Source organism: Parazoarcus sp. PS-13 R2A (assembly GCF_057621855.1).
On the sequence record NZ_JBYEXN010000013.1, the window covers coordinates 113,942 to 139,540 of the forward strand.

The following is a 25,599-nucleotide window of genomic DNA, read 5'->3' on the forward strand; positions in this document are numbered from 1 at the left end:
AGCATCAAGCCTTGTCTGCCGGCGGAGCGGCCGGTTTGCGCACACGGCGCGGCGCCGCCTTGGCCTTGACTTCGCCAGCGGTCACAGGCGCTGGCGCGGGCTTCGCCGCTGCAGGCTTGGCTGAGGCAGTCTTCGCTGCGGTGGTCTTCGCTGCGGTGGTCTTCGCTGCCGTGGTCTTCGCTGCCGTGGTCTTCGCCGCCGTGGTCTTCGCCGCAGCAGCAGGCTTCCTAGCCGCCGGCTTTGCGCGTGTGGTGCGCGATGACGCTGCCTTGGGTGCCTCGACCGGTGCAGCAGGCTTCGGGCTCACCACCTCGGCATCGACAACATTCGATGTGCGCGCAACGAGATCCAGCATGCGCGCCGGCCCTTTCTCGCGAACCGGTTCGACCTTGACGCCCTCTGCCTCCGTGCTGGTTCCTGCTGCAGCACCGAACAGCGGAAGGGCAGCCCGCATCATCAGTCGCATCGCGGTTTCTGCACCGTGAACATCCAGCGGCACCACGCTGCTCTCGCCACGCGGCAACCACGGCAGAAAGAAATCGATCGCTGGTGGCTGGCCTCTGCGCTCGGCTGCCAGTGCAGGCAGCCACACGTTTGGCACCGACCCCACCGTTTTCAACCACTGCTGCCATTGACTGCCCATCAACTGGGACCAGCCCTGCCAGGCAGTCCACGGCTGCGCACAGGCCGAAAGCCATGCAGATGAAAGGGCCTCAAACGTGGCCGAGGGTGTGGTGTAAGCCGTTCTCATGGCAAATCTCCGGACGTTGAAAATTGGGGCGTTGACGAAGGATACTCCTGCAACGCGCCGCCGGCTGCGCCTGTCACCTCATCCAGCACCTTCAGAAACCCGCGCAGCAACGGGCTCGGCTCACCGTCCTGGTGCGCGACTGCCACCGGAAAAAAGGCGCCATCACCCGCAATAGGGAGGTAGCGTACGCGTGGAATGCGCACACACTCCAGCGGCGCCGGCAGCAGCGCGAGACCAAGACCCGCCGCAACGAGGCCGATCTGCGTCGTGGCCTCGCGTGCAAGCTGGACCACCCGCGGCTCGAAGCCTGCCGCCCTGCACAAGCCTCGCAGAATCATGGGCAAACCGGTGCCCGTGTCCGTCGGAAAGGTAATGAAATCCTCATCTCTGAGGTCGGCAAAGTGCACTGCAGCCACCCCCGCCAGTGGATGCGCCGCGTTGATGACAATGCGCAACGGGTCGCGCCCGATCTCCCGCACGGCAATACCACCCTGCCCGCTCGGTGCCCCCGTACGGACCAATCCGATATCGAGGCTGCCGCGGGCAATGGCATCGAACTGCTCGGCAGAGAACATCTCTCGCAACTGCAGATGAACGTTGGGGTAGCGGCGCCGGTAGGCGTAGAGCACGTCAGGCAGGGTATTTGTATATGGCAAGGACGACGTAAACCCGATTCGCAACTCCCCCGCCTCGCCGCTCGCCACCCTGCGCATCTCCTCCGACGCCTCGACTGCGGCCGACAGAATGCTCCGGGCACGCACCAGGAAACGCGCGCCGGCCTGGGTCAGCATGACCTTGCGCCGGGTGCGCTCGAACAGGAGAACGCCGAGCTCGGCCTCCAGGTCGCGAATCTGCATCGACAAGGGCGGCTGGCCGATATGCAGACGCTCGGCAGCCCGGGTGAAGCTCAGCTCCTCGGCGACCGCAACGAAGTAACGTAGATGCCGCAGCTCCATTGATATCTTCTGTATATGAATAAGACCGATCGAATATATTGGACTGGCGAAGTGGGCACAACCTAAGATCGGCCATCGAACAACACCTCAACCGGACAGATCAGACGTGCCTCACCCACCAACCACAGAGAAACTCGAATCCGGTTCCGAAGCATTCAAGCGCGCCAACCAGGCAATGTTCGTCGGCGGTTTTGCGACCTTCGCCATGCTCTACGCCACCCAGCCGCTGCTCCCCCTGCTCAGCAGCGAGTTCGGCATCGGCCCTGCAAGCGCCAGTCTCAGCGTTTCCGCCGGCACTGCCGCACTCGCGCTGATGCTGATTCCGGCAAGTGTCCTCGCCGACCGCAGCGGGCGCGAAAAGGTGATGAAGGTTTCGCTGGCCCTGGCTGCGCTGATTGCGCTCGCGTGCGCTACGGTCAATGACTTCAGCCAGCTGCTGATCCTGAGGGCACTGCTCGGCGCCAGCCTTGCAGGATTGCCTGCCGCAGCCATGGCCTACATCGGCGAAGAGGTCTCGCCGCGCGCGCAGGGCAAGGCAATGGGGCTGTACATCGCAGGCAATGCGCTGGGCGGCATGAGCGGCAGAGTCCTGTCCGCGTTGCTGACCGACATCGGCAGCTGGCGCATCGCGCTGCTCATGCTCGGGGTGCTTGGCATCGTGTCCGCCGCCGTGTTCTGGTACCGGCTGCCACCCTCGCGCCACTTCCAGGCGCGCGCCGCCTCGATCTCGCGCATCATCGACGACGCCCGCCACATCAGCCGCGACGCAGGCCTGCCGTGGCTGTTTCTCACCGCCCTGCTCGCGATGGGCGTGTTCATTGGCGTGTATAACTATCTCGGCTTCAGGCTGCTCGAAGCCCCGTTCAATCTCAGCCAGACCGCAATCGGCGCAATCTTTCTGCTCTACGTTGTCGGTTCGTGGGCATCGGCCTTTGCCGGACAGCTCACGGACCGTTTCGGGCGCCGCAAGGTGCAGTGGGTCGTGGTGATGATCATGATCAGCGGACTTCTGCTCACGCTCAGCGACGCACTAGTCCTGCTCATCGCCGGCGTCGCCATCTTCACCTTCGGCTTCTTCGCCACCCATTCAATCTCGAGCGGCTGGGTCGCCCGCCGGGGCCAGGAGCGCCGCGGACTCGCCACCGCCATCTACCTTACGTTCTACTACCTCGGCGCCAGCCTCATCGGCAGCCTGTCCGGCTTCGCCTGGAGTCTCGGGCGCTGGAACGGGATCGCAGCCGTTCTCGGGCTCTGCCTGCTGCTCCTGCTCGCCATCGTTCTGCGCTTGAAGAAGCTGCCAGCAGATCCCGCCTGAGAGATCCTGCTGTTGCATCAAGGGGAGGCGATCGCAGCTGCAGTCGTCGCGACCGCCCTCGCCTGCCGACCCGGAAACGGGGCACACGCACGCAGCAGAACAGCCCGCACAGCACTCAAGCCGGAATACAGAGAGCAAACAGACGGATCAATACGCCAGGCATCGGAAAATCTGCGCGCACGCAACACGCTGACTCAAACGCACAAAAGCAAAAAGCCAACCCCGGAGGATTGGCTTTCTGCTTGAATATTTGGCGCGCCCGGAAGGATTCGAACCTCCTACCCCTTGGTTCGTAGCCAAGTACTCTATCCAGATGAGCTACGGGCGCTTCGTACTGCTTTTTACTCACTGCCTTGCAGCAGAGAAGCGACATTTTAGAGCATTTCTAACGTTTGTCAACTTCTTTTGCGTTTTTTTGAAAACTTCCGTTTTCACTGGAAGACTTTCGTGCTGTCCGTCCAACGCAGGGCGCGAATTATGCATCTACTGATACTGGAGCGCAAGCACCCGAACGAACTTATTTTCATGGCCCATTGCGGCACGGCATTCACCTGCTTGAGATACCCACAGCCTCCCCTCCAGTTGCTATGATCAACGCCCCCTAAGCGGCCCGCCGCAGCAACAGGATAGCGAGAATCTGAATGAGCATTTACGCCTTGGGCGATCGCACGCCCCGCCTGGGTGAAGGCACCTGGATCGCACACAACGCCACGGTAATCGGTTCGGTAGAGACCGGGCAGAATGTGAACATCTGGTACAACGTGGTCATCCGCGGTGACAACGATCCGATCGTGATCGGCGACAACACCAATATTCAGGACGGCTCCGTGCTTCACAACGATGACGGCGTGCCGCTGACGATTGGCGCCAACGTCACCGTCGGACACATGGTGATGCTGCATGGTTGCAACATTGGCGACGGCAGCCTGATCGGCATCAACGCGGTGGTGCTGAACAACGCAGTCGTCGGCAAGGACTGCATCATTGGCGCCAACGCGCTGATTCCGGAAGGCAAGGTGATTCCGGACCGCTCACTGGTCGTGGGTTCGCCCGGCCGCGTCATCCGCGAGCTGAGTGACGCCGATATCGCCGGGCTGCGCGCGAATGCACGCCACTATGTCGAAAACGCGCAGCTCTACAAGGCCGAGCTGCGCCCGGTAGAGCCCTCTGCCGCTGGTTGAGGCGCTTGCGCCGTCGCGTCCGCTGCAGGAGATGCTTCGGCGCGCGTCAGCCAGATCACCGCTGAAAGAATGACGGCGCCGCCAAGCAGCTGATTGGCTTGCAGCGGCTCCGCCAGAAACACCGCTGCAAGCAGCACGGTAACCACCGGTTCGAGGGTGGACAGGGTCGCTGCGTCCGCAGCGCCCAGGCGGCGGATGCCGGCAAAGAGGCTGACCATTGCAACGACGGTCGACACCACCGCGATCGCACCCACCGCCAGCCAACCTGAAAGCGTCGCCGGAAAGGGCGTCGGGAACGCCACGGCAATGCCCCCGAAAACGATTGCGGCCGCAAGCATGACGACCGTTGCGGAAGCGATCGGGTCTTCGCGGTCGAGCACCAGACTTCCGACGAGGAAGTAGACGGAATAGATCAGCGCCGCCAGCAAGCCGAGCGCGATACCAAGCGGTTCGCCCGACAAATGGCCGCCTAGCGTCAACGCGGTCCCGACCAGTGCAAGCAGCACCGCACACATGCGTGCGACGGTCAGGCGCCGCCGCAGCAGAAGCGCCCCGAGTACCGTAACCAGAAACGGATACAGGTAGAGCAGCAGCGCAACGAGACCGGCTGCGGCGTGATTGAGTGCGGTAAAGAAGCTGAGCGACTGCCCCACATAGAACAGCCCGCCCATCGCCCCGAGCACGAGCAGATTGCGCCCCCGTGGCCAGCGCCGGCGAGTAATGAGCATGCTCACAGCGAGGACGGTGCCGGCCAGCAGAAAGCGCAGAAACAGCACCGCGACCGGCCCGGCACCGTCTGCGTAGGCATAGCGGGCGAAGATCGCCATGGCGCCAAATGCGGTAGCCGACAGCGCGACAAGCAGGACACCGACGAGACGATCGCGATTCATGGGGGTGGGTGCAGTACAAGGACGCGCAAGCATGCCCACCGCCCCGCCACGGGTCAAGACGGCTGCGCAGGAAGCCACACGCATTTACCGCTGTCATTTACACCTGCATACCCGCGCGGAGGCGACGATGCGGTATACATTGCGCTCCTCCCCTTCACATGGAGCCCTCATGCGTACAGCCCGCCCGTTGCTTGCAGCCTTCCTCGCCGTGACAGCGCTATCCGCCACCGCCGCCAGCGATGACACGCCGCCGCTGCGTACCGTCGAACTGTCGGCCGAAGCCAGCCAGGCGGCCACCAACGACCTCGGCATCGCCCAGCTCTATGCCGAGCAGTCCGGCCCTGATGCAGCCGCCGTCGCACGCCAGGTCAATCGCAGCATCGCTGCTGCGCTGGAGACCAGTCGCCGCTACGCGGACATCAAGACCCAGTCGGCAGGCACCTCGACCTGGCCTGTGTACGCCAAGGGCGGCGGCAAGATCGAAGCCTGGCGCATGCGTTCGGAGATCCGGCTCGAGAGCCGGAACAGTGCGGCCCTGTCCGAACTGGTGGGCACGCTGCAGCGCGACCTCGCAGTCTCGCAGATCACGCTGCAGCCAGCGCCGGAAACGCGGCGAAAAGCGGCAGACGAGGCCACCGTCGATGCGCTGCGCAGTTTTGAGCAGCGCGCCACGCTGATCGCCAGCACCCTGGGCAAGCGTTACCGGGTTCATCGTCTCAACGTGTCTGAATCGGGCTATCGTCCGCCTGTTTTCGCCAAGATGCGCGGGGCTGCGATGATGGCCGAAGCCGCCCCGGCGCCGATCGAGGGCGGTGAAAGCGAGGTATCCGTCACGGTCAGCGGCAGTATCGAACTGCTGGACTAGACTGAAAACCCCGCAGGGGTGGACGCGTCTGCGCTGATCGCCTATCTTTCAGCGCATGCCGACCTGCCCCCATACCGCTCACATCAGCGCTGCACGCGGCGCTCCGCTAGCGCTTGATGCCTGCACGTCCGCCCCACCCAGTGTCGGGCGGACGCTTTCGTTCACGCTGGCACTTGCGCTGTCGGTGCTTGCCGGCTGCAGCACCACGCCGACTTCCGCACCGGTCTCATCCCTGCCGCAGACCGCACCGCAAACGCCCGACCGCGATTACTTCGCGCTCGACAACTCGGCACAGACTCAGGAGCTGGTCCTCTATGCCCTCGGCCTGCTCGACACCGGCTACCGCTTTGGCGGTCGAAATCCCGACGCTGGCCTCGATTGCAGCGGCATGGTGAGCTACATCGTCGAACAGATCAGTGGGCGCAAACTACCCCACAACGCCGCAAGCATCGCGGACCGGACCCGGCCCATCGACCCGTCCGAACTGCAGCCAGGCGATCTGGTGTTCTTCAATACGCAGAAGAAGCGCCACTCACACATGGGCATCTATATCGGCGACGGCAAGTTCGTCCACGCACCCTCGAGTCGTGGCGTGGTGCGGGTCGAGCGGCTCGACAACCGCTACTTTGCCCCGCGCATCGACGGCGCGCGCAGTCTGCTCGAAAGCAGCTGACCGGCAGCAGGGGGTTTCCCGTCTTTCTTGAATGTCGCTGCACTGAAACCTAAGGTGAATAAGCTGCAGAAACCATAACGGAGGAGACACCAGAATGCCGATGAGAAAGGTGGGAGACGTAATCAAGGGTCAGACGGTGGTAACCGCGGCCAGGTCGCTGACCGTGTTTGAAGCCAGCAAGAAGATGGCGCAGGCACGGGTTGGCGCCATCATGGTCGTGGAGGATGAGCGCCTGACAGGCCTCTTTACCGAACGCGATGCGCTGAACCGGGTGCTTGCTGCAGGGCTGGACCCGACCCGCACGATACTGGGTGATGTGATGACCACCACGCTGCAGACCATCGAGGCCGAGCAACCGCTTGGGCATGCCATGCATCTGATGTTTGAAGGGGGCTTCCGGCACGTCCCGGTGGTAAAGGGCGACCGCCCCATCGGCATGGTGTCGGCACGCGACGCACTCGGCACCGAAATGGTTGCGTTCGAGCACGAACTCGAGCAGCGGGCGTCGATCACCGAACTGCTGTAACGCCCCGCAGCACCACGCCTGATTACTGAACCGGCTCCGGCCGGTTCGTCGCTTTCTGGGGGATCTGCACGAAAATCTCGCCCTCGCGCGTGAGGCCGAGTTCGTAGCGCGCGCGCTCTTCGATGGCATCGTTGCCCGACTTGAGGTCGCGCACCTCTTCCTCGAGGCTGGCATTGCGCTGCTCGAGGCGGTAGTTCTCGTCGCGCTGCGCCTGCAGCTGCCGGTCGACGTCCCATACGCGCAGCCACCCGCCCTTACCCAGCCAGAGCGGGTACTGGAGCACGACGACCAATACGGCAAGAATCATTACAGGCCAACGCATGTCGACATCAGGCGCCAAGAACAACATTCATGGAATAGACAAAAGGCCGGCGGATTATCCGTCGGCCTTTCCTCTGGATCAACGCGGCCGCAGCCGCGTCAGCCGGATCAGCGCAGATTGTAGAACGCGCGCGTGCCCGGGTAGCTGGCGGTATCACCGAGATCTTCCTCGATGCGCAGCAGCTGGTTGTACTTGGAGATGCGGTCCGAACGCGACAGCGAGCCGGTCTTGATCTGCATCGCACGCAGGCCGACGGCGATGTCGGCGATGGTGGAGTCGTCGGTTTCACCCGAACGGTGCGAGATCACTGCGGTGTAACCCGCCAGCTTTGCCATTTCGACGGCAGCAAAGGTTTCGGTCAGCGTACCGATCTGGTTGATCTTGATCAGGATCGAGTTGGCCACGCCCTGCTCAATACCTTCGGCAAGAATGCGGGTGTTGGTCACGAACAGGTCGTCACCCACGAGCTGGACCTTCTTGCCCAGACGCTCGGTCAGGTGCTTCCAGCCGGCCCAGTCGCCCTCGGCCATCGCGTCCTCGATCGACACGATCGGGAACTTGTCGCACAGGGTTGCCAGGTAGTCGGTGAAGCCTTCGGCGGTCAGCGACAGGCCTTCGCCCTTGAGCTCGTACTTGCCATCCTTGTAGAACTCGGAGGCAGCGCAGTCGAGTGCCAGCAGCACGTCACGACCCGGCTCGTAGCCGGCGGCGATGATGGCTTCCTGGATCAGGTTGAGCGCTTCTTCGGTACCGGACACGTTGGGCGCAAAGCCACCCTCGTCACCCACGGTCGTGGGATAGCCCTTCTTGTCGGTGATCTTCTTCAGGTGATGGAAGATCTCTGCGCCACAGCGCAGGGCTTCGCGGAAGCTGGTCATGCTCACCGGCATGATCATGCATTCCTGGATGTCCAGGCTGTTGTTGGCGTGCTCGCCACCGTTGATGACGTTCATCATCGGCACCGGCATCACCATCGGGCTTGCACCGCCGAAATAACGGTACAGCGGCAAGCCGGCTTCTTCAGCAGCTGCCTTGGCCACCGCCATCGACACCGCCAGCATGGCGTTGGCGCCCAGGCGGCCCTTGTTCTCGGTGCCGTCGAGTTCGATCAGGGTGCGATCGATGAAGGCCTGCTCTTCAGCGTCGAGGCCGATGATGGCTTCAGCGATCTCGGTATTGACGTTCTCGACCGCGCGCAGCACGCCCTTGCCGAGGTAGCGCGCAGCGTCACCGTCACGCAGTTCGATGGCTTCACGCGAGCCGGTCGACGCGCCGGACGGCACTGCAGCCCGGCCCATGACGCCGGATTCGAGCAGCACGTCGGCTTCGACGGTGGGATTGCCACGGGAATCCAGAATTTCGCGGGCGATCACATCAACGATTGCACTCATTTTCGTTCCTGTTTCAGTTACGGATTTTGAATCTGTCGTATCCCGACCAGACACATGCGGCGCGAATTAGACACTGTATCCACGAGTCATGTCGACTGCGGCAGTGCACCATTGTGCCTGCAACGCACGCATCAGAGCGTCTGTTCGAGCAAGGGGCCGGCCTTGACCAGCGCATCAATCTGCTTCAGCGTGGCCAGCAGTGCCTTCATCTTGGGCAGCGGCCAGGCGTTGGGGCCGTCGGACAATGCCTTTGCCGGATCGGGGTGGCTTTCCATGAACAGGCCGGCCACGCCAACGGCAACCGCCGCCCGCGCCAGCACCGGCACGAACTCGCGCTGGCCACCCGACACCGAGCCCTGCCCGCCCGGCAACTGCACCGAGTGGGTGGCATCGAAGACGACCGGGCAGCCGGTTTCGCGCATGATCGCCAGCGAACGCATGTCGGAGACGAGGTTGTTGTAGCCGAAGGACACACCGCGCTCGCACACCATGATGGTGTCTGCGCCGCCGTTGGCCTCACGGGCCTTGTCGACGACGTTCTTCATGTCGCCGGGGGCCAGAAACTGCCCCTTCTTGATATTGACCGGCTTGCCCGAGGCAGCCACGGCGTGGATGAAGTCGGTCTGGCGGCACAGGAAGGCGGGCGTCTGCAGCACATCGACAGCGGCCGCCACGGCGGCGACCTCTTCGATTGCATGCACATCGGTGAGCACCGGCACGCCGAGCTGCTTCTTGACGTCGGCCAGGATCTCCAGCCCCTTGTCCATGCCCATGCCACGATAAGACGTGCCCGAGCTGCGGTTGGCCTTGTCGTAGGAAGACTTGTAGATGAAGGGGATGCCGAGTTCGGCGCAGATCTCCTTCAGCGCCCCGGCGGTCTCGAACGCCATGTCGCGCGATTCGATCACGCACGGCCCGGCGATCAGGAAGAAAGGCTTGTCGATACCGACGTCAAATCCGCAAAGCTGCATGCCGTACTCCTTCAGTTCTTGGAACGCTTGCGCTCGATCGCCGCCTTGACGTAGGCGGTAAACAGCGGGTGTCCCTTGCGCGGGTTGGAGGTAAACTCGGGGTGGAACTGACAGCCCACGAACCACGGGTGCACATCCGCCGGCAGCTCGACCATCTCGCACAGATCGGTGACCGGCGCACGACCGGAGACGATCAGGCCCTTCTCTTCGAGACCGGCGAGCAGCGTGTTGTTGACCTCGTAACGGTGACGATGGCGCTCCATGATCTCGCCAGCGCCATAGATCTGGCGTGCCAGGGTACCGTCGCCGAGCTGGCAGACCTGCCCGCCGAGGCGCATCGTTCCGCCAAGGTCGGAATCCGCACTGCGCTTTTCGAGCTTGCCGGTGCGATCCTTCCATTCGGTAATCAGGCCGATCACCGGGAACGCGGTATCGCGCTCGAACTCGGTCGAGTGTGCGCCTTCCATGCCGGCCACGTCACGCGCGAATTCGACCACGGCCAGCTGCATGCCGAGACAGATGCCCAGATACGGCACCTTGTTCTCACGCGCATAGCGAATGGCTGCAATCTTGCCCTCGGTACCGCGCTTGCCGAAGCCGCCGGGCACCAGGATGGCGTCCATCTTCTCGAGCGCAGCGCAACCGTCGCGTTCGATATCCTCGGAGTCGAGGTAGTGGATGTTCACCTTGGACTCGGTGTGCATGCCGGCGTGGTTCAGCGCCTCGATCAGCGACTTGTACGACTCGGTGAGATCGACGTACTTGCCCACGAAGGCCACGTCGACGCTCTGCTTCGGATTCTCGAGCGCACGGATGAGGTTGCTCCACACGCGCAGATCGGCCGCACGGGCCAGGATGCCGAGCTTGTGGCAGACGATCTCGTCGAGCATCTGCTCGTGCAGCATGCCCGGAATCTTGTAGATCGAATCGGCGTCGAGACACTCGATGACGGCTTCCGGCATCACGTTGCAAAACAGCGCGATCTTGCGGCGCTCGTCGGCCGGCACCGGACGGTCGGCACGGCACAGCAGGATGTCGGGCTGGATGCCGATCTCGCGCAGTTCCTTGACCGAGTGCTGGGTCGGCTTGGTCTTGAGCTCGCCCGCCGTCGGGATGTAGGGCAGCAGCGTGAGATGGATGAAGCAGGCCGCATTGCGCCCTTCTTCGATGCCCATCTGGCGGATGCTCTCGAGGAAGGGCAGCGACTCGATGTCACCCACGGTGCCGCCCACTTCGACGATCGCCACGTCTGCGCCTTCGGCGCCACGCTTGAGATAGGTCTTGATCTCGTCGGTGATGTGCGGGATGACCTGGACCGTCTTGCCCAGATACTCGCCGCGACGCTCCTTCTTGATCACGGACTCGTAGATCTGCCCGGTGGTGAAGTTGTTGCGACGCCCCATCTTGGCGCTCGTAAAGCGCTCATAGTGGCCGAGATCGAGGTCGGTCTCCGCACCGTCTTCGGTCACGAAGACTTCACCGTGCTGGAACGGGCTCATCGTGCCCGGATCGACGTTGATGTAGGGGTCGAGCTTGAGGTGGGTAACCTTGATGCCGCGGGACTCGAGGATGGCACCAAGTGAAGCCGCTGCGATGCCTTTGCCCAAGGAGGACACGACACCGCCTGTAACGAAGACGTATTTAGTCATGGGAACTGTGCTGCGGGAAAGCGCGATGATAACCGATCACCCTCCCCCGAGTCAGCACCCGGCACTGTGAAAAAACGTTGCGCCGTGTCAGCGCACCGCCGAAACCGCCACCGCAGTGCGTCAGACGTGTGCTAGCGTGTTGAGTCTGATCCACCTTGAGCCCGCACGGGCCTTGAAAATGCTGCTAAACATCGACCTCGTTTCCGATTTCGTCTGCCCCTGGTGCTATATCGGCAAGGTGCGCCTCTACAAGGCCATCGAAAGCCTGCGCTCCGAGCACCAGACCCTTGATTTCCGTATCAACTGGCTCCCCTACTTCCTCAACCCCAACACGCCCCCCTCCGGCGAGCCATACCGCGCCTTCCTCGAAGCCAAGTTCGGCAGCGCTGCCGAAGTCGATGCCCTGCACGCACGTGTTGCCGAAGCCGGCGCGCCTGATGGCGTTCACTTCGACTTCGACCATATCGCGATCCGCCCGAACACCATGCTTGCCCACCGCCTGACCTACGGACTGCAGGCCCGCGGCGCCCGCCAGGAACGTATCCGTGCGGTGACCGACGGCGTGTTCGAGGCGCACTTCAATCTGGGAAAAAACATAGGTGACGCCGAAGTGCTGGCGGACATCGCTTCCGCCTGCGGCGAGAACCGCGAGAGAACGCTCGCCTATCTCGAGTCGGGCGAAAACCTGACCTCCGTGCGGCGCATGGCCGAACAGGTGCAGAAACAGGGCATCAGCGGGGTTCCCTTCTTCATCATCGACCGCAAACTCGCGCTGTCGGGCGCACAGTCGTCGACGGCAATCGGCGCGGCTATCCTTCAGGCACTGGGCTGACTCACCCTCCCGACCCGGTACGCGCTCCATAGGCATGCGCCTTGAGCGTATCGAGGTCGACCAGTTCCAGCACCGCCTCGTTGGTCGCCTCAAGCACCACGGGCGGTGCTGCCCCCGCATCCAGTGCCTCAAGCCAGCGCAGAGCACAAAGACACCAGCGATCGCCCGGCTTCAGGCCGGCGAAGCGGTACTCGGGCCGTGGCGTCGACAAGTCGTTGCCGGCAGCCGTGGAAAAAGCGAGAAAGTCAGCGGTGACACGGGTGCATACGAGATGCAGGCCACTGTCGTCGGGCCCGGTTTCGCAGCAGCCCGTGCGATAAAAGCCCGTCAGCGGCGAGTAACTGCAGGCCAGCAGCGGGCCACCAAGGACGTTGCGTGAAGAAGACATGATCGGGCGTCCTGCACAGATTGCGTGAACCCCTAATTTCCAACAAACCGGCCCCGCGGGCAAGGCCGATTTGTACCAGACAGGCAAACTGAGTCAAATCACCCCGAATGTGTCGGCCCGCACGATGTCAATAAGTTGCCATCGGGACAAAATGCACGTCGAAGTGAAATCACTTCACATCGACAAACGGCATTTGCGCAAGAATGGCGCGTGGCCTGCCACCCGTTTTTCGTCCGACGTCCGGGGTTGCAGGTCCGCCCGGAGGCGCTGCATGAACGAACCGACTACAACAAGATTACTGGTCGTCGATGACGACCCGGTAACCCGCAGCCTGCTGCACAGCGTGCTGAGCAAGCAAGGATACGAGATCGTCGAGGCCGCAGACGGCGCAGCGGGCGTTGCTGCATTCGCCGAGTGCCGGCCGGCACTGGTGCTGCTCGACGTCATGATGCCGGTCATGGACGGGCACGAAGCCTGTCGTCGCATTCGCGAACTCGACGGTGACGAGGGCACGCCGGTCATCATCCTTACCGCAGCAGAAGATATCGACGCCATCGACACCGCGTTCAACGCCGGTGCCACAGACTTCATCATCAAGCCCATCAGCTGGCCCCTGCTGACCCAGCGCCTGCGCTATGCGCTGCGGGGCGGCCGACTGGCTCGCGAGGTCAGACAGAACCGCCTGCGTCAGTCCTCGGCCACCCGGATTGCCGGCCTGGGCTTCTGGGAATGGGATCCCCGCGACGATGAGCTCGCGTGGTCCGAACGTGCGCCCGAGCTGCTCGGCACCAAGGAATGCGCGCCCGAAAGCATTGATGCGCTGATCCGGAGCATCGTCCCCGAAGACCGCGAACGCTGCCGCAATGCCTTCGATGCCGTCCGCCGCGGCGAAGGCCGCCTCGACATCGAGTTCCGCCTGCAGGCCGACAAGGCAGAACGCATCATTCGCCTGATCGGCGAGCGCGGTGTCGAGGGCAGTGACTCGAACCGCCTGTTTGGCGCATTCCAGAACATTACCGACAGTCGCCGCGCCGAAGCCCTGGTGGACTATCTGGCGATGCACGACGACCTCACCGGACTCGGGAACCGGCGCCTGTTCGGCCACAAGCTCGAGGCCGAGCTCGAAGAAGTCCGGGGCAGCCACGACGGCGTGCTGCTGGTGTCGTGGATCGATCTCGCGCGCTTCCACCGCCACAACGATGCGCTCGGCGAGGCAGCGGGCAACCGGCTGCTGGTTCAGGTCGCGCAGCGCCTGAAGAAGGTAGAGCTTCTGGGTGGCGAAGTGGCGCGCGTCGGGGGCGACGAGTTCGCGGTGCTGCTGCGGGGCGCAAGCGAAGACGAGGTGCGCCACCGGCTTGAGCAGATCCTCGAAACGCTTGAGTATCCGATGCATGTGGATGGGCAGGAGGCCTTTCTGTCACTGACCGCCGGCATCGCCCTCTACCCGGTGCACGGCCACGATGTCGAACAGCTGATCAACCTCGCACAGGAGGCCCAGCGCGCGGCCCGTCATCAGGGCAAAACCGTCGAGATGACCAGCCAGCAGGCTTCGCACAGCGCACTTGCCGCACTTGATATCGAACGCGCACTGCGCCGTGCGCTCGAAAAGGATGAGTTTCATCTCGTCTATCAGCCGCAGATGGATCTGCGCGTCGGAAAGATCGTGGGCGCAGAGGCACTGCTGCGCTGGCAACACCCCGAGCGCGGTCTGATGTCGCCGGTGGAATTCATTCCGGTGCTCGAGGAGATCGGCCTGATTTCAGCCGTGGGTCAGTGGGTGCTCAAGGAAGGCTGTCGCCAGGCGCAGCAGTGGGACGAGGCCGGGCTTGGGATTCGAGTCGGCATCAACCTGTCGGCGCGTCAGTTTCTCGATCCGGCGCTGTTCGACGTCATCACCGGTGCCTGCGAGCATGCGGGCGCCAGCCCCAAACTCATCGAACTCGAAATCACCGAAAGCCTGGCGATGCAGGACCCAGAGCACTCGATCGACCTGTTGCGTCGGCTGCGTGAAACCGGATTCAGGATTGCCATCGACGATTTCGGCATCGGCTACTCCTCGCTCGAGTATCTGCTCCGCTTTCCGCTCGACATCATCAAGATCGACCGCACCTTCGTCTCCCAGATCACCGATGCCCGGGCCGACCGCGCCATCGTGCGCGCCATCACCGCCATCGCGCAGACGCTCGGGCTGTCCACCATTGCCGAGGGCATCGAGACCCTGCGCCAGTGCGACTTCATCGAAGCGCTCGGCGTCAGCGAGATTCAGGGCTACCTGATCGGAAAGCCGATGAACCCGGCCGACTTTGAAGACCTCGTGCGCACTTTCCAGCGCCCGGCCTGAGCGGCCGGCAGGCGGGCGCAGTCAGCCCTCGCAACGCTCGCGGATGAAGGTCTCGAATGCAGTCAGCGTTTCCGGCACCAGCCTCCGGATCTGCTCCATCAGCAGTGCGACAAGTGGGGCGTCGTGCTGCATCGCAGCCTTCTCCAGCGCTGCGGCAGCCCTTGAAAGGGCCACGCCCCCCATGTTGCCCACACTGCCCTTGATGCTGTGCGCCGCACTTCTCAGCGCAACAAAATCGCCTGCCGCCGACGCGGCACATACATCGTCAAACTGGGTGGGCAACTGTGCGGTCAACTGTACGGCAATGTCGCAAAGATCTGCACCCAGCAACTGATGAAGCTCATCGAGAGCAGGCTGGTCCAGTATCGGCTCGAAACGCGCGTTCTCGTCCATTCCGTCTCCAATGGCTTCCGTGAGAAGCCTCCCCGCGAACAAGCGAAAAAAACAGAATCGCGGCAATCACTTGCAGGCTAACGCTAGCACGGGATGCAGCCTCGGCCACGCCGAAAAACTCACGCACAATGTCATATTATCTTGGCGCCAGCCACAAATAACTGCTATTTTTGACGTTGACTCCAGTTATTGGCAATTAACGACTATGGCTTCAGCCGACAACCCTTCAGAGTTCATCAGCACGGCCCAAGCTGCGCGGCAACTCGGCCTGTCGCTGGGTGCTGTGCAACAGATGGTCGAGCACGGCAAACTGGTCGCCTGGAAGACGGCCGGGGGTCACCGCCGCATCAGGCAGGATTCGGTTGATGCCCTGCTTTCGAACGTAACCCCCCAGCCTGCAGCGGCCGCGCCGGTTGCCCGCCCGCACGGCGACAAGCTGAGCATCATGGTGCTCGAAGACGACCTGCTGCTGCAGACCGTCTACCGCGAAACGATGGCAAAGTGGGGACTGCCACTCGAAATCCAGATGTTCGGCAACGGCCTCGACGCACTGCTGGAAGTCGGGCGCAGCATGCCGGACCTGCTGATTGCCGACCTGAGGATGAGCGGCCTTGACGGGTTCCAGATGATTCGTCGCCTGCGCGACAATCCTGCGACCCAGGATCTGCCCATTGTGGTCGTCTCGGTGCTGTCACCCGAGGAGATCGCCGCCGAGGGTGGACTGCCTGACGACGTCACCGTTTACGGAAAGCCGGTTCCCTTCCGCGAGCTGCACGGCTACATTCAGGCACAGATCGCACGCATTCGCCGGCAGCGCAACCTTCGGACTGTAACCAGCCCGCCGCCAGCCTGACCCCGGCGGCCGGGACTTCACGTTTGGCACCCGCACGCGCGTTCTGGCCAGTGGCCCACGGCTTCCCAGACACGGGGTTTGCGCATGACTGAGTGGCTCGCGCGCTTCAGCCTCAGAGCCAAGCTGATCGGCATCTTCATCGCAATCAAGGTCATCCCACTGCTGCTGCTTGCGTGGTTCGCCTGGACCGCCGCACGCAACCTCGGCCAGTCGGTCACTGACGGCGCACAGAGCATGGCAGACGCCATGCGCGACACCCAGCAGCGCATGGCCCGAACCGCAATCGACGATGCAATCGCGGCGCTGGACGATCGCTCCCGCGAAGCAATCGAGACGCTCACAACCAATACCGCGCGCTTTGTCGCCCGCTTCCTCTACGATCGCGACAAGGATGTCCTGCGCGCAGCCAGCCTGCCGACACAGCCCGACGTCTACCGCCGCTTCATCACGAACCATGTGCGCGAGTTTGAGGGGCATGGCCCTTACCGGCCAACGGCAGACGGACGCGCATGGGAGCCAAGCGAACAGATCACGCGCGCGCCCACGCAAGTCGGTGCGCCGCTCCCCGATAACGCCACGAATTTCCACTATCGCGAACCCGAGGTCACCGGGCGCATGCGCACACGTCCGCTATTCCTGGAGATCACTTTCATCGGACTCGACGGCAAGGAGCAACTGAAGGCCGTCGCAGACACGGCGACCGACCTGCTCACGACCGAACTGCGCGATGTCAGCAAGCGCGAGCACACCTTCCTCCATGCCGAAACGTACTGGCGCGACCTGCAGGCACTGAAGCCTGGCGAGATCCATGTCTCGGACGTTGTCGGCGAGCAGGTCCGAACAGACTGGATCGGCCCCTACACGCCTGAAGTGGCTGCTCGGAAAGGGCAGGCATTCGCACCGGAGCACTCCGGCTATGCCGGCCTCGAGAACCCGGTCGGCAAACGATTTCGCGGCCTGATCCGGTGGGCGACGCCAGTGGAACGGAACGGACAGATCATCGGCTATGTCACCCTCGCCCTCGACCATGCCCATCTGATGGCGTTCACCGATTCGCTGCGCCCTACCCCCGAGCGCAGATCGACGATTGCCGATCCGGCATCGGGAAACTACGCCTTCATGTGGGACCACCTGGGCCGCAGCATTTCACACCCACGTGACTACTTCATCGCCGGCCACGACGCACTGACCGGCGAGCGGCCGGCGCCATGGCTCGACACCGAGCTCTACGCGCAGTGGAAACAGAGCGGTCTGCCATGGGAAGCATTCGCAGCCGACATTCCCCCCTTCCGCGACCAGCGCATCAGCCGCGAACCCCACCCAGAATCCACGGCCTCCGGCCTTGTTGCGCTGGACTGCCGCTACCTCAACTTCTCGCCACAGTGTTCGGGCTGGAACGATCTCACTGCGCACGGCGGATCGGGCTCTTTCGTCATCGTTTTCAGCGGCTTGCAGAAGCTCACGACCGCAGCCGCCATCCCCTATTACACGGGGCGTTTCGGCAACTCGCCGCGCGGCTTCGGGTTCATCACCATCGGCGCCAATGTCGAGGACTTCCACCGCGCCGCCACCGCATCCGCCGAACGTATCGGTGCGATGACCGCCGAATCCGACACGCTCATGGCGCTGCAGCGCGACAGCCTGGTGAGCGAGATCCGGTCCAGTCTGCAGCGCACGGCGACTGGCCTGTCGCTGTCGACCGCCTTGATGATCGTGGCGGTCGTGCTGATCGCAATCTGGATGGCCAACCTGCTGTCGAGCCGCATCACCCGCGTGGTGGCCGGTATCCGGCGCTTTCGCGAGGGAGACCTTGCACATCGACTGGACGTTCGGGGGCACGACGAGATGGCCCAGCTTGCACAGTCGTTCAACCAGATGGCCGATGCCGTTCAGGCCTCATTTACCCGTCTCGACGAAGCCCGCAAGACCGCCGAACAGGCCAGCCGGATGAAATCCGAATTCATTGCCGGCATGTCGCACGAGCTGCGCACGCCCCTCAACGGCATCATCGGATTTGCGGATCTTCTGAGTGTCGAACTGCGGGACGAAGAGCAGCGCAGCCACGCCGAGATCATCCGCGACAGCGGCCATCAGCTGCTCGAGCGCCTTAATGACCTGCTCGATCTGGCGACAATCGAGGCCGGGCGCCTTGAGATGCGCCCCGAACCCATCGACCTCTGCGAACTCGTGCGCAGCGTGATCTCGCTGCATGCGATGAGTGCAGCGGGCAAAGGGATAAGCCTGCATGCCGAGCTGCCGCCACAGTGTCCGATCGAGGCCGACCCGCTGCGACTGCGCCAGGTGCTGAACAACCTGCTGTCGAACGCGATCAAGTTCACGCCATCGGGCGATGTATGGCTCAACCTCGAAACCACGCCGGACTGGGTCACTCTCAGCGTCCGCGACAGCGGCGTCGGCATTGCGCCCGCCGAACTTGAACACATCTTCGAACCCTTCCACCGCACCGAAAACTTCCTCACCCGCACCCAGTCGGGAACCGGCCTGGGGCTGTCGCTGGCGAAGAATGTGGTCAGGCTGATGGGCGGACGTATTGAGGCAAACTCGGAAGAAGGCGTAGGATCGTGCTTCCGGATAACCATTCCAACGCGCGCAAGCCTGAACACTGACCAGGAAACAGCATGAGCGCCCTCGCCTTCATCGTCGACGACAACTCCATCAACAGGAAACTGGCGAGCGCGCTACTCAAGCGCCTTGGGTGGTCGACCGAGGAATTCGACGGCGCCGAGCCGATGCTGGCACGCCTCACCACGGTTCGTCCGGTCACCATGCTGCTCGACATTTCCATGCCTGGCATCAGCGGCCTCAGCGCCTGCGAGCGCATCCGTGGCAATCCCGACTGGTCGGATCTGCATATCGTCGCCTACACCGCGCATGCCATGCCGCACGAACGCGACCGTTTTCTGAATGCGGGCTTCGATGACATCCTGATCAAACCCGTCAACCTCACCACGATGGCGCAGGCGGTCGGCAGCGCCGACACCCCGCGCGCACTTCGATCCTGAGCGAGCGAACCCACCATGCCCCATCGTTCCAGCAAGTTCAAACACTTCAGCCCCAAGGCCATGCTCGAGGACTTGATGGACAGCCCGGAAGTGGTGCAAAACGTCCTGACCTACTTCATCTCGTGGCAGAACGACGTTGCCAAGGAACTGCGCTCGGCGGCAGATCCGGCCGACACGCTTCGTCTGCAGCGCATCGCACACTCACTTCGCGGCACCCTGGCGCAGCTTCACGCAGACACGGGCGCGCAACTTGCCAGCGCGCTCGAACTCACCTGCAAGCAGGCCGCAACGGTGCCCCCCAGCCTGCCCAACGACCTGCACGACGAACTCGTCGCCGTCGCAAACGAAGCGAACCTCTACCTGCAAGCGAGCAAGCACTAGCCCCGGATCAGGACGAAGGCAGCGGAAACTCTGACGAGGCCAGCCTCAGGCACGCCTCCCGCTCGCGGATCAGCACCGACAGCACCTCGCCGTCCAGCCGCCCCTCGACCACCATCGAGGTCATGCACAGAATCACCTCGTCCAGCGTAAGTCGCGGACGGTACGGCCGATCCTGCAGCAAGGCCTGAAAGATGTCGGCGACCGAGAGAATTCTGGACTCGAGTTCAATCTGGCTCGCATCACGCCTGAACGGATAGCCCTCTCCAAGCAGATTTTCGTGGTGAGCACCGGCCCACCTCGGAATAGGCGTCTGCGGAAAGAGCTGCAGCAGGATGCGGTAGGTATCGTAGCTGTGACGAGTGATGCACGCATGCTCCTCACGGGTCAGCGCACCGGGCTTCGCGATGATGTCCTCTGGCACGCGGAGTTTTCCGACATCGTGCAGCAGTCCGGCAATCTCGATCATCACGAGATCATCACCGCGACGCCCCATCGCCGCGGCAAGGTGGCGGCTGATTGCGGCAACCCGGCGCGAATGATCGTCGGTGTAATGGCTCTTGGCGTCGATCACCCGCGCCATCAGCCCCGCCAGCTCACGCAGATCCTGCACCGCAACCAGTACCGGCGATGCCTGTTTGCACCGCGACGACAGTTCTTCGTCCAGATAACCGGGCTCCATCGACAACCAGAACGCCTCGGACGCCGCCGTGCGTGCAAACGCCTCCACCAGCACAGGCGCAAACTGATGCCCCGACAGCGGTCTGAGACGCTCCACGATCTGGTGGCTCTCCCACACGATATTGTTGTGCAGGTGGCCGCCACTCAGATAAGGCGTAAGCAGCACATCGGCGCGATCAACCAGACAGATCAGGTTGGCCTCAAGCGCCGTGTCGGGCGCGAGCCCCGACACCTCCGCCAGTTCGCTCCAATTGCGGTGGTGGTACCGAACGATGTCGCGAAATCCGGACAGCGCCGGACATGCCTCAAGGTAAGCCGCACCCCGCACGCAATGCGCCTCGGCACCATCCCACTCCAGCGAATCATTGAGATGGCGATCTTCCCTGACATGGGACACGCCGTAGTCGTGAAGCATGCCCGCATGCAACATGTGCCTGCAGCGCGCCTCCGACCACCCCAGCGTGTGAGCGACGAGAGAAGCCATATGACCAACACGTTTGCCGTGCTGCATCGCGTCTACACCCACGTAATCGAGTGAGTTTGTCAGGGCCAGAATCGTATCGTGGAGATTCAGCTTAATCATCACGAAGACCTTGTTTTACAGGCATGCCCGGGCAAAGCAGAGCAAAATACCGAGAAATGGGGATTGAGTTACCCTGCATTCTAGCCGCCATTTCTCTGAGTGCAGTTCTCATTCTCAACAAAGAGGATGAACGGGCGCGCTGCGCCCCGAATGCCCACTACAGAAAAAGATCCCGGGAACCCTTCCCCTGAGCAACCGAACCCGCTAGAATGCGCGGCTTCCACGGAGAGGTGGATGAGTGGTTTAAGTCGCACGCCTGGAAAGCGTGTTTGGGATAATATCCCAACGCGGGTTCGAATCCCGCCCTCTCCGCCAGAATGCTATAACATCCTGATTTCCATAAGCAGTAAGGGTTTCAGGGTGAAAAGTGGTACAAAACACTAGTACAAAACGACGGATCAGGCGGGCTTCGGAGCCCGAAATGCCTGCACTCCCCCAAGGAACCTACCGTACCCCCCACGGTTTTCAGTTCCGCGTCGTTGTTCCCGAATCCCTGCGTCAAATCATCGGCAAGCGAGAGATCAAGAAGTCCCTCGGTCGCGACTATCGAACTGCGGTCAGCGAAGCACGACTCCTTGCACTGCAGGTCGACCGGCAGTTCGCCGAAGCCAGAGAACATCTCGGCGTTGCACAGGCTGGACCGGACAGCATCGACAGTTTCCTGAACCAACCCATCGATGCGCGTTACAAGCCCATCACCAAGGTCACACCTGAGCTGGTTGCCGGCATCAAGGCGCTCTGGCTGGCCAGCCTGGATGCAGACCTGCAGTGGCGGCGCCAGGGTGTGGATGACGAAGATTTCGACACCCTGCAGCAGAACATCGCCGACTTCAAAGCTCGAATCGCACGCGCCCTCGCGCGCGGCGACGCTGAGCCCTTCATCCCCGCTGTCCGAGGCTTGCTTGCTGGTCGCGGCTACGAACTGGCAGTGGCGCCAGAGGAAGAGCGGCAGCTGACGCTTGACGTCCTGCCGGCGCTGCAGGAAGGCTATGACATCCTCGAACTGCGCCAGTCAGGCCGTCTTGTCGAACCCAGGATCGAAGCCGCCACCCCGCTGCCTGCGGCATGGGAAAAGCCCTCGACGGCCACGACGGGCATCACCTGGGATGCCCTGCTCGACCACTGGAAGAACGATCGCAGCCGCCCGGCCCGGACCGTCCGGGACGTCGAGGCCTTTGTTGTAGCCCTGCGGGCCTGCCTGCCCGCTGCCACGCCGGCGGACCTTACACGCGGGCAAGTCACTGAATGGCTTCGCCACGAACGTGAAAAGCGTGGCAACAGCGCCAAGACGCTGGAAAAGAAAGGCACGCTCGTCGGCGCCTTGTTCTCCGTCGCAGTAAAAGACGAACTGCTGGAGAAGAACCCCTTCGCCGGCTACGACTACAGCCGCTTCGCTGCCAAGGAAGGGCTGGCCCAGCCTAACAAACGCATGCCGTTCACAGAGCCGGAGCTCAAGCGGATCTTCTCGGATAGCGAAGGCGTGTTCTCGGTCCTCAAACCCATCGGGGGCGGCGGATACCACGCCCGGGTCTGGATTCCACTACTCGGCTGGCTCACGGGCGCACGCCTGGACGAAATCGGCAGCCTGACCGTGGAAAACGTCCATCGTGACCCCGTGCCGTACATTTCCATCACCCGGGGCAAGACCCAGAACAGCGTGCGCGACGTTCCCTTGCACCCCGAACTCATCCGGCTTGGTTTCCTCGACTACGTGGACGCCGTACGCAAGGCCGGTCACCACACCTTGTGGCCGCACCTCAAGACTGCATCCAGTGCGATGGCAAGTAGCGAGCTCCTAGGTAAGTGGTTCAACCGCTTCCTGCGTGAAAACCTGAAGCTGCCCACGTCCGTAGTCTTCCACTCCTTCCGCCACACCTTCAAGGACATGTGCCGAAACGCCCTGATCCCGAGGGACGTTCATCACACACTGACCGGCCACGCTGACGACCGTGATGGAAAGGATGAAGGCAGTGTGGGTGACCAGTATGGAGTGGGGTTCTCGATTGAAACCAAAGCCGCGCAGGTCAAGAAGATCGAGATTCCGTTTGTGATCCCTCGGCCGGCAGGTTACGGGGCGGTACGGGTGACCTCGAGGCGCAAGGGCAAGTAACGCAGTGCCGCTGACGTGCGGAACAGCTGCTTACGGACAGGTCGTGAGCAAAGGGCAACTGCTCGCCCAAAGCGGCCCTTCAGCAACGTTTCAGACACTGAGTAGGAACATCTGCGCGTCCTCACGGGTACGATCTGACCGCCCTCGACCGGATTGACCCATAACAAAGTGGCGTATCATGACAAACGAGATCGTAAAGTCTATCGAGTGCAGATGAACTCCTCACACGAAGCAACTTCGCAGGCTTTTGTCGCGTATTCCTCCCGCGATGCGCAATTAGCCAGGATCATCGAAATAGGAGTGTCAAAGGCAAACCGAAAAGTGGGTAAGCGCATTCAGTATGCGCCTTGGATCTTCAACGATATCGCCGGGAATTCCCTAATCTCGCCGATCCTCGAAGGGATCGATGGATCGACGTACATCGTCGCAGATATCACCTACCTCAACCCCAATGTGGTGTACGAGATCGGCTTCGCAATCGGAAGATCACGGCGTTGCTTTCTGTTGCGGCACGCTGGCACCAACGGAGACGAAAGGATAGCCCGTGAGGCGGGAATCTTCGATACGCTCGGGTACGATAGTTACGCCGATGACGAAGAGCTAGCCAATTCTCTAACCGCCTACGTCGATCCGACCCCGCTCCCGCTTGCGCATTCGATAGACCGCCTCGCGCCAGTATACGTAGTCGAGCCTCCGAATAAGGGGGGGATTGCAACACTAATGACTTCTCGCCTGAAGAAGGCGAGGTACAAGTATCGGAGCTTCAATCCGTCCGAAGACTCTCGGCTCTCGGCATCAGACGCAATTAGGCAAGTCGGTAGGTCAGCCGGCGTTCTGCTGTCGCTTCTGGATGGCGACTCCGAGGCCAATATGGTACACGACATAAGGAGCCTTTTTGTCGCGGGTCTGGCGCACGGAATGGGCAAGCCTACCCTAATACTCGCTCACAGCAGCGCACGCATTCCACTTGACGTCCGCGACGCGGTCAAACCTTATTCCCGCCACGAGGATATTGTCCAGCACATCTCCGACTTCTCCCTTGAAATTACGGAGTATCTTCAGCAAGGAGATCCAATTCCGCTAGAGAAATTGTCGCAGCTTCAGTCGCTTCAAATTGGTGATCCGACTGCAGAGAACGAGATGACAACGCTTGCCGGGTATTTCTTGGCGACGGACCAGTTCCGAAAAGCGTTACGCGGAGAGGTCAACCTTGTTGTCGGAAGAAAGGGAGCAGGAAAGACCGCCCTCTTCATCCAAGTGAGGGATAAGATCAGATCCGACAAGCGAAACATTGTTGTAGACCTGAAGCCGGAAGGATATCAACTTCTCAAGCTCAAGGAGGACATACTCGCTCACCTTACTCAAGGAGCCAATCATCATTTAGTCACCGCATTTTGGGAATATCTAATCCTTCTCGAAATTACCTATAAATTACTAGAGAAGGATCAACGCGCCTACAAATTTAATCACGAGATTCGGGACCTGTATATTGAACTTGAACGTACCTATAAAACAGAAGGGTATTCAGTCGAGGGTGACTTTTCTGAAAGATTGTTAGCTCTATCCCAAAAAATAGCTCAGGACTACGGTCAGCGATATGGAAACGCGGATGGCACCAAGCTCTCGACGGACGAAGTTACGCAGCTAATCTATTCGCATGATGTCAGGAAGCTGCGATCGCAATTAAACGAGTACCTTGAACGAAAACAGGGCGCCTGGGTTCTTTTTGACAATCTCGATAAGGGCTGGAGCACGCAAGGAGTCGATGTGGTCGACGCTATGGTTTTGCGATGCCTTATTGACGCGGGTCGAAAAGTCGAGCGAGACATGCGTAAGGCGGGCAACACTGTACATTGCGTCGTTTTTATTCGCAACGACGTTTACGAACATCTTATGCGTCAGAGCGCAGATTACGGCAAGGAGATGCGAGTAACACTTGACTGGACGGATTCTGACCTGCTGAGGGAACTATTACGCCTGCGACTAATCGCGTCATCACATGACGAATCGAGAGATCTCGCCTTTGAGCAGATATGGCCAAAACTCTGCGTCTCACATTACAAAGGCGAAGAGACATCGTCATACATCATTGACCGATCATTAATGAGACCTCGAAACGTTATCAAGATTCTTGCACACGCGAAGGGGTTCGCCGTCAACCTAGCGCATTCAAAAATTGAGGAATCAGATCTCGAGAAAGGGGTCCGGGCGTACTCTCAAGACCTTCTTGTGGAACTTGACCATGAACTGACAGACGTCTTTCCGGCCGCAAGAGACCTTCTTTACCAGTTCATTGATGCACCACCGACAATGTCTCTAGATGCATTGAAAACCCTTATTCAGGAGACTGGAATTGAAGATTCGGAGACTGAAAGGGTAATCGATTTTTTACTTTACTATGGCATACTCGGCGTACGCAATGGAGAGGAGCATGTGCACTATATCTATAATGTGAACTACGATTTGAAAATTCTTCAGGTCCGGGCGTCTAGAGTATGCAATGGTGAAGTGTACGTAATGAACCCCG

23 protein-coding genes and 2 tRNA genes are annotated in these 25,599 nt (G+C 61.6%); 14 read left to right on the forward strand and 11 right to left on the reverse strand.

The window, feature by feature from the left end; genetic code table 11:
- Nucleotides 1–4 precede the first annotated feature (4 nt).
- Nucleotides 5–751 (reverse strand): hypothetical protein, encoded by a 747-nt coding sequence (locus AC22G6_RS13560; protein ID WP_487367206.1) that lies wholly within the window; start codon nucleotides 749–751, stop codon nucleotides 5–7.
- Nucleotides 748–1,707: a LysR family transcriptional regulator gene (locus AC22G6_RS13565; protein WP_487367207.1), complete on the reverse strand. Its 960-nt coding sequence runs from the start codon at nucleotides 1,705–1,707 to the stop codon at nucleotides 748–750. Before AC22G6_RS13565 ends, AC22G6_RS13560 begins: the two co-directional genes overlap by 4 nt.
- 175 nt (nucleotides 1,708–1,882) lie before the next feature.
- Here AC22G6_RS13565 and AC22G6_RS13570 point away from each other — a divergent pair, with 175 nt between their 5' ends.
- Complete coding sequence (locus tag AC22G6_RS13570; RefSeq protein WP_108947736.1) at nucleotides 1,883–3,022, forward strand: MFS transporter; 1,140 nt, start codon at nucleotides 1,883–1,885, stop codon at nucleotides 3,020–3,022.
- Nucleotides 3,023–3,273: 251 nt separating this feature from the next.
- Here AC22G6_RS13570 and AC22G6_RS13575 read toward each other — a convergent pair.
- Nucleotides 3,274–3,350: transfer RNA gene (locus AC22G6_RS13575), tRNA-Arg, on the reverse strand.
- Nucleotides 3,351–3,663: 313 nt separating this feature from the next.
- Here AC22G6_RS13575 and AC22G6_RS13580 point away from each other — a divergent pair.
- A complete protein-coding gene (locus AC22G6_RS13580) occupies nucleotides 3,664–4,203 on the forward strand; it encodes a gamma carbonic anhydrase family protein (protein ID WP_108947735.1) in 540 nt (179 codons plus the stop codon).
- Here AC22G6_RS13580 and AC22G6_RS13585 read toward each other — a convergent pair.
- Nucleotides 4,158–5,093, reverse strand: a complete 936-nt coding sequence (locus tag AC22G6_RS13585) for a DMT family transporter (protein WP_108947734.1) — start codon at nucleotides 5,091–5,093, stop codon at nucleotides 4,158–4,160. The genes AC22G6_RS13580 and AC22G6_RS13585 overlap by 46 nt on opposite strands.
- 169 nt (nucleotides 5,094–5,262) lie before the next feature.
- Between AC22G6_RS13585 and AC22G6_RS13590 the strand changes: the two genes are divergently transcribed.
- The 3 genes from AC22G6_RS13590 to AC22G6_RS13600 all read left to right on the forward strand — a co-directional run bounded on the left by AC22G6_RS13590 (nucleotide 5,263) and on the right by AC22G6_RS13600 (nucleotide 7,157).
- Nucleotides 5,263–5,958 carry an SIMPL domain-containing protein gene (locus AC22G6_RS13590; RefSeq protein ID WP_487367208.1) on the forward strand — a complete coding sequence of 232 codons (696 nt, stop codon included), beginning with the start codon at nucleotides 5,263–5,265 and terminating at the stop codon, nucleotides 5,956–5,958.
- Nucleotides 5,959–6,013: 55 nt separating this feature from the next.
- Nucleotides 6,014–6,631 (forward strand): C40 family peptidase, encoded by a 618-nt coding sequence (locus tag AC22G6_RS13595; protein WP_487367209.1) that lies wholly within the window; start codon nucleotides 6,014–6,016, stop codon nucleotides 6,629–6,631.
- A gap of 94 nt (nucleotides 6,632–6,725) precedes the next feature.
- A complete protein-coding gene (locus AC22G6_RS13600; protein ID WP_487367210.1) occupies nucleotides 6,726–7,157 on the forward strand; it encodes a CBS domain-containing protein in 432 nt (143 codons plus the stop codon).
- A 22-nt stretch (nucleotides 7,158–7,179) separates the two neighbouring features.
- Here AC22G6_RS13600 and ftsB read toward each other — a convergent pair whose 3' ends face one another.
- From ftsB to pyrG, 4 genes are all read right to left on the reverse strand, one after another.
- Nucleotides 7,180–7,479: a cell division protein FtsB gene (gene ftsB / locus AC22G6_RS13605; RefSeq protein WP_108951120.1), complete on the reverse strand. Its 300-nt coding sequence runs from the start codon at nucleotides 7,477–7,479 to the stop codon at nucleotides 7,180–7,182.
- A gap of 107 nt (nucleotides 7,480–7,586) precedes the next feature.
- Nucleotides 7,587–8,870 carry a phosphopyruvate hydratase gene (gene eno / locus AC22G6_RS13610; protein ID WP_108947730.1) on the reverse strand — a complete coding sequence of 428 codons (1,284 nt, stop codon included), beginning with the start codon at nucleotides 8,868–8,870 and terminating at the stop codon, nucleotides 7,587–7,589.
- A 131-nt stretch (nucleotides 8,871–9,001) separates the two neighbouring features.
- A complete protein-coding gene (kdsA, locus tag AC22G6_RS13615) occupies nucleotides 9,002–9,841 on the reverse strand; it encodes a 3-deoxy-8-phosphooctulonate synthase (protein ID WP_108973967.1) in 840 nt (279 codons plus the stop codon).
- An 11-nt stretch (nucleotides 9,842–9,852) separates the two neighbouring features.
- Nucleotides 9,853–11,490 (reverse strand): CTP synthase, encoded by a 1,638-nt coding sequence (gene pyrG, locus AC22G6_RS13620; RefSeq protein ID WP_487367211.1) that lies wholly within the window; start codon nucleotides 11,488–11,490, stop codon nucleotides 9,853–9,855.
- Between the two features lie 178 nt (nucleotides 11,491–11,668).
- On the opposite strand from pyrG, the gene AC22G6_RS13625 reads away from it, so the two are divergent.
- Entirely contained in the window at nucleotides 11,669–12,322 is a 654-nt protein-coding gene (locus tag AC22G6_RS13625) for a DsbA family oxidoreductase (protein ID WP_487367226.1), read from the forward strand.
- A gap of 1 nt (nucleotide 12,323) precedes the next feature.
- Here the strand turns inward: AC22G6_RS13625 and AC22G6_RS13630 are convergent, their stop codons facing one another.
- Nucleotides 12,324–12,710: a DUF2237 family protein gene (locus AC22G6_RS13630; protein ID WP_487367212.1), complete on the reverse strand. Its 387-nt coding sequence runs from the start codon at nucleotides 12,708–12,710 to the stop codon at nucleotides 12,324–12,326.
- Nucleotides 12,711–12,981: 271 nt separating this feature from the next.
- On the opposite strand from AC22G6_RS13630, the gene AC22G6_RS13635 reads away from it, so the two are divergent.
- Nucleotides 12,982–15,051, forward strand: coding sequence for a two-component system response regulator (locus AC22G6_RS13635; RefSeq protein ID WP_487367213.1), 2,070 nt, complete (start codon nucleotides 12,982–12,984; stop codon nucleotides 15,049–15,051).
- 21 nt (nucleotides 15,052–15,072) lie between these two features.
- Here the strand turns inward: AC22G6_RS13635 and AC22G6_RS13640 are convergent, their stop codons facing one another.
- Nucleotides 15,073–15,444, reverse strand: coding sequence for an Hpt domain-containing protein (locus AC22G6_RS13640; protein WP_487367214.1), 372 nt, complete (start codon nucleotides 15,442–15,444; stop codon nucleotides 15,073–15,075).
- A gap of 205 nt (nucleotides 15,445–15,649) precedes the next feature.
- Between AC22G6_RS13640 and AC22G6_RS13645 the strand changes: the two genes are divergently transcribed.
- The 4 genes from AC22G6_RS13645 (at nucleotide 15,650) to AC22G6_RS13660 (ending at nucleotide 19,701) form a co-directional block, all read left to right on the forward strand.
- Nucleotides 15,650–16,297, forward strand: coding sequence for a response regulator (locus AC22G6_RS13645; RefSeq protein WP_487367215.1), 648 nt, complete (start codon nucleotides 15,650–15,652; stop codon nucleotides 16,295–16,297).
- An 84-nt stretch (nucleotides 16,298–16,381) separates the two neighbouring features.
- Nucleotides 16,382–18,940, forward strand: a complete 2,559-nt coding sequence (locus AC22G6_RS13650) for a sensor histidine kinase (protein WP_487367216.1) — start codon at nucleotides 16,382–16,384, stop codon at nucleotides 18,938–18,940.
- Nucleotides 18,937–19,320, forward strand: coding sequence for a response regulator (locus AC22G6_RS13655; protein ID WP_487367217.1), 384 nt, complete (start codon nucleotides 18,937–18,939; stop codon nucleotides 19,318–19,320). The genes AC22G6_RS13650 and AC22G6_RS13655 overlap by 4 nt, the downstream gene beginning before the upstream one ends.
- A gap of 15 nt (nucleotides 19,321–19,335) precedes the next feature.
- Nucleotides 19,336–19,701, forward strand: a complete 366-nt coding sequence (locus AC22G6_RS13660) for an Hpt domain-containing protein (protein WP_487367218.1) — start codon at nucleotides 19,336–19,338, stop codon at nucleotides 19,699–19,701.
- Nucleotides 19,702–19,708: 7 nt separating this feature from the next.
- Here the strand turns inward: AC22G6_RS13660 and AC22G6_RS13665 are convergent, their stop codons facing one another.
- Nucleotides 19,709–20,962, reverse strand: a complete 1,254-nt coding sequence (locus AC22G6_RS13665; RefSeq protein WP_487367219.1) for an HD-GYP domain-containing protein — start codon at nucleotides 20,960–20,962, stop codon at nucleotides 19,709–19,711.
- Nucleotides 20,963–21,186: 224 nt separating this feature from the next.
- Here AC22G6_RS13665 and AC22G6_RS13670 point away from each other — a divergent pair.
- From AC22G6_RS13670 to AC22G6_RS13680, 3 genes are all read left to right on the forward strand, one after another.
- Nucleotides 21,187–21,277 (forward strand) — tRNA-Ser (locus AC22G6_RS13670).
- A 106-nt stretch (nucleotides 21,278–21,383) separates the two neighbouring features.
- Nucleotides 21,384–23,072, forward strand: coding sequence for a DUF6538 domain-containing protein (locus tag AC22G6_RS13675; protein ID WP_487367220.1), 1,689 nt, complete (start codon nucleotides 21,384–21,386; stop codon nucleotides 23,070–23,072).
- Nucleotides 23,073–23,285: 213 nt separating this feature from the next.
- On the forward strand, nucleotides 23,286–25,599 hold a 2,314-nt coding region (locus AC22G6_RS13680), incomplete at its 3' end, for a P-loop ATPase, Sll1717 family (RefSeq protein ID WP_487367221.1).

Coding starts and splice junctions, on each gene's coding strand:
- AC22G6_RS13560 (WP_487367206.1), bottom strand. CDS start 751: ATGAGAACGGCTTACACCACACCCTCGGCCACGTTTGAGGCCCTTTCA.
- AC22G6_RS13565 (WP_487367207.1), bottom strand. CDS start 1,707: ATGGAGCTGCGGCATCTACGTTACTTCGTTGCGGTCGCCGAGGAGCTG.
- AC22G6_RS13570 (WP_108947736.1), top strand. CDS start 1,883: ATGTTCGTCGGCGGTTTTGCGACCTTCGCCATGCTCTACGCCACCCAG.
- AC22G6_RS13580 (WP_108947735.1), top strand. CDS start 3,664: ATGAGCATTTACGCCTTGGGCGATCGCACGCCCCGCCTGGGTGAAGGC.
- AC22G6_RS13585 (WP_108947734.1), bottom strand. CDS start 5,093: ATGAATCGCGATCGTCTCGTCGGTGTCCTGCTTGTCGCGCTGTCGGCT.
- AC22G6_RS13590 (WP_487367208.1), top strand. CDS start 5,263: ATGCGTACAGCCCGCCCGTTGCTTGCAGCCTTCCTCGCCGTGACAGCG.
- AC22G6_RS13595 (WP_487367209.1), top strand. CDS start 6,014: ATGCCGACCTGCCCCCATACCGCTCACATCAGCGCTGCACGCGGCGCT.
- AC22G6_RS13600 (WP_487367210.1), top strand. CDS start 6,726: ATGCCGATGAGAAAGGTGGGAGACGTAATCAAGGGTCAGACGGTGGTA.
- ftsB (WP_108951120.1), bottom strand. CDS start 7,479: ATGCGTTGGCCTGTAATGATTCTTGCCGTATTGGTCGTCGTGCTCCAG.
- eno (WP_108947730.1), bottom strand. CDS start 8,870: ATGAGTGCAATCGTTGATGTGATCGCCCGCGAAATTCTGGATTCCCGT.
- kdsA (WP_108973967.1), bottom strand. CDS start 9,841: ATGCAGCTTTGCGGATTTGACGTCGGTATCGACAAGCCTTTCTTCCTG.
- pyrG (WP_487367211.1), bottom strand. CDS start 11,490: ATGACTAAATACGTCTTCGTTACAGGCGGTGTCGTGTCCTCCTTGGGC.
- AC22G6_RS13625 (WP_487367226.1), top strand. CDS start 11,669: ATGCTGCTAAACATCGACCTCGTTTCCGATTTCGTCTGCCCCTGGTGC.
- AC22G6_RS13630 (WP_487367212.1), bottom strand. CDS start 12,710: ATGTCTTCTTCACGCAACGTCCTTGGTGGCCCGCTGCTGGCCTGCAGT.
- AC22G6_RS13635 (WP_487367213.1), top strand. CDS start 12,982: ATGAACGAACCGACTACAACAAGATTACTGGTCGTCGATGACGACCCG.
- AC22G6_RS13640 (WP_487367214.1), bottom strand. CDS start 15,444: ATGGACGAGAACGCGCGTTTCGAGCCGATACTGGACCAGCCTGCTCTC.
- AC22G6_RS13645 (WP_487367215.1), top strand. CDS start 15,650: ATGGCTTCAGCCGACAACCCTTCAGAGTTCATCAGCACGGCCCAAGCT.
- AC22G6_RS13650 (WP_487367216.1), top strand. CDS start 16,382: ATGACTGAGTGGCTCGCGCGCTTCAGCCTCAGAGCCAAGCTGATCGGC.
- AC22G6_RS13655 (WP_487367217.1), top strand. CDS start 18,937: ATGAGCGCCCTCGCCTTCATCGTCGACGACAACTCCATCAACAGGAAA.
- AC22G6_RS13660 (WP_487367218.1), top strand. CDS start 19,336: ATGCCCCATCGTTCCAGCAAGTTCAAACACTTCAGCCCCAAGGCCATG.
- AC22G6_RS13665 (WP_487367219.1), bottom strand. CDS start 20,962: ATGATTAAGCTGAATCTCCACGATACGATTCTGGCCCTGACAAACTCA.
- AC22G6_RS13675 (WP_487367220.1), top strand. CDS start 21,384: ATGCCTGCACTCCCCCAAGGAACCTACCGTACCCCCCACGGTTTTCAG.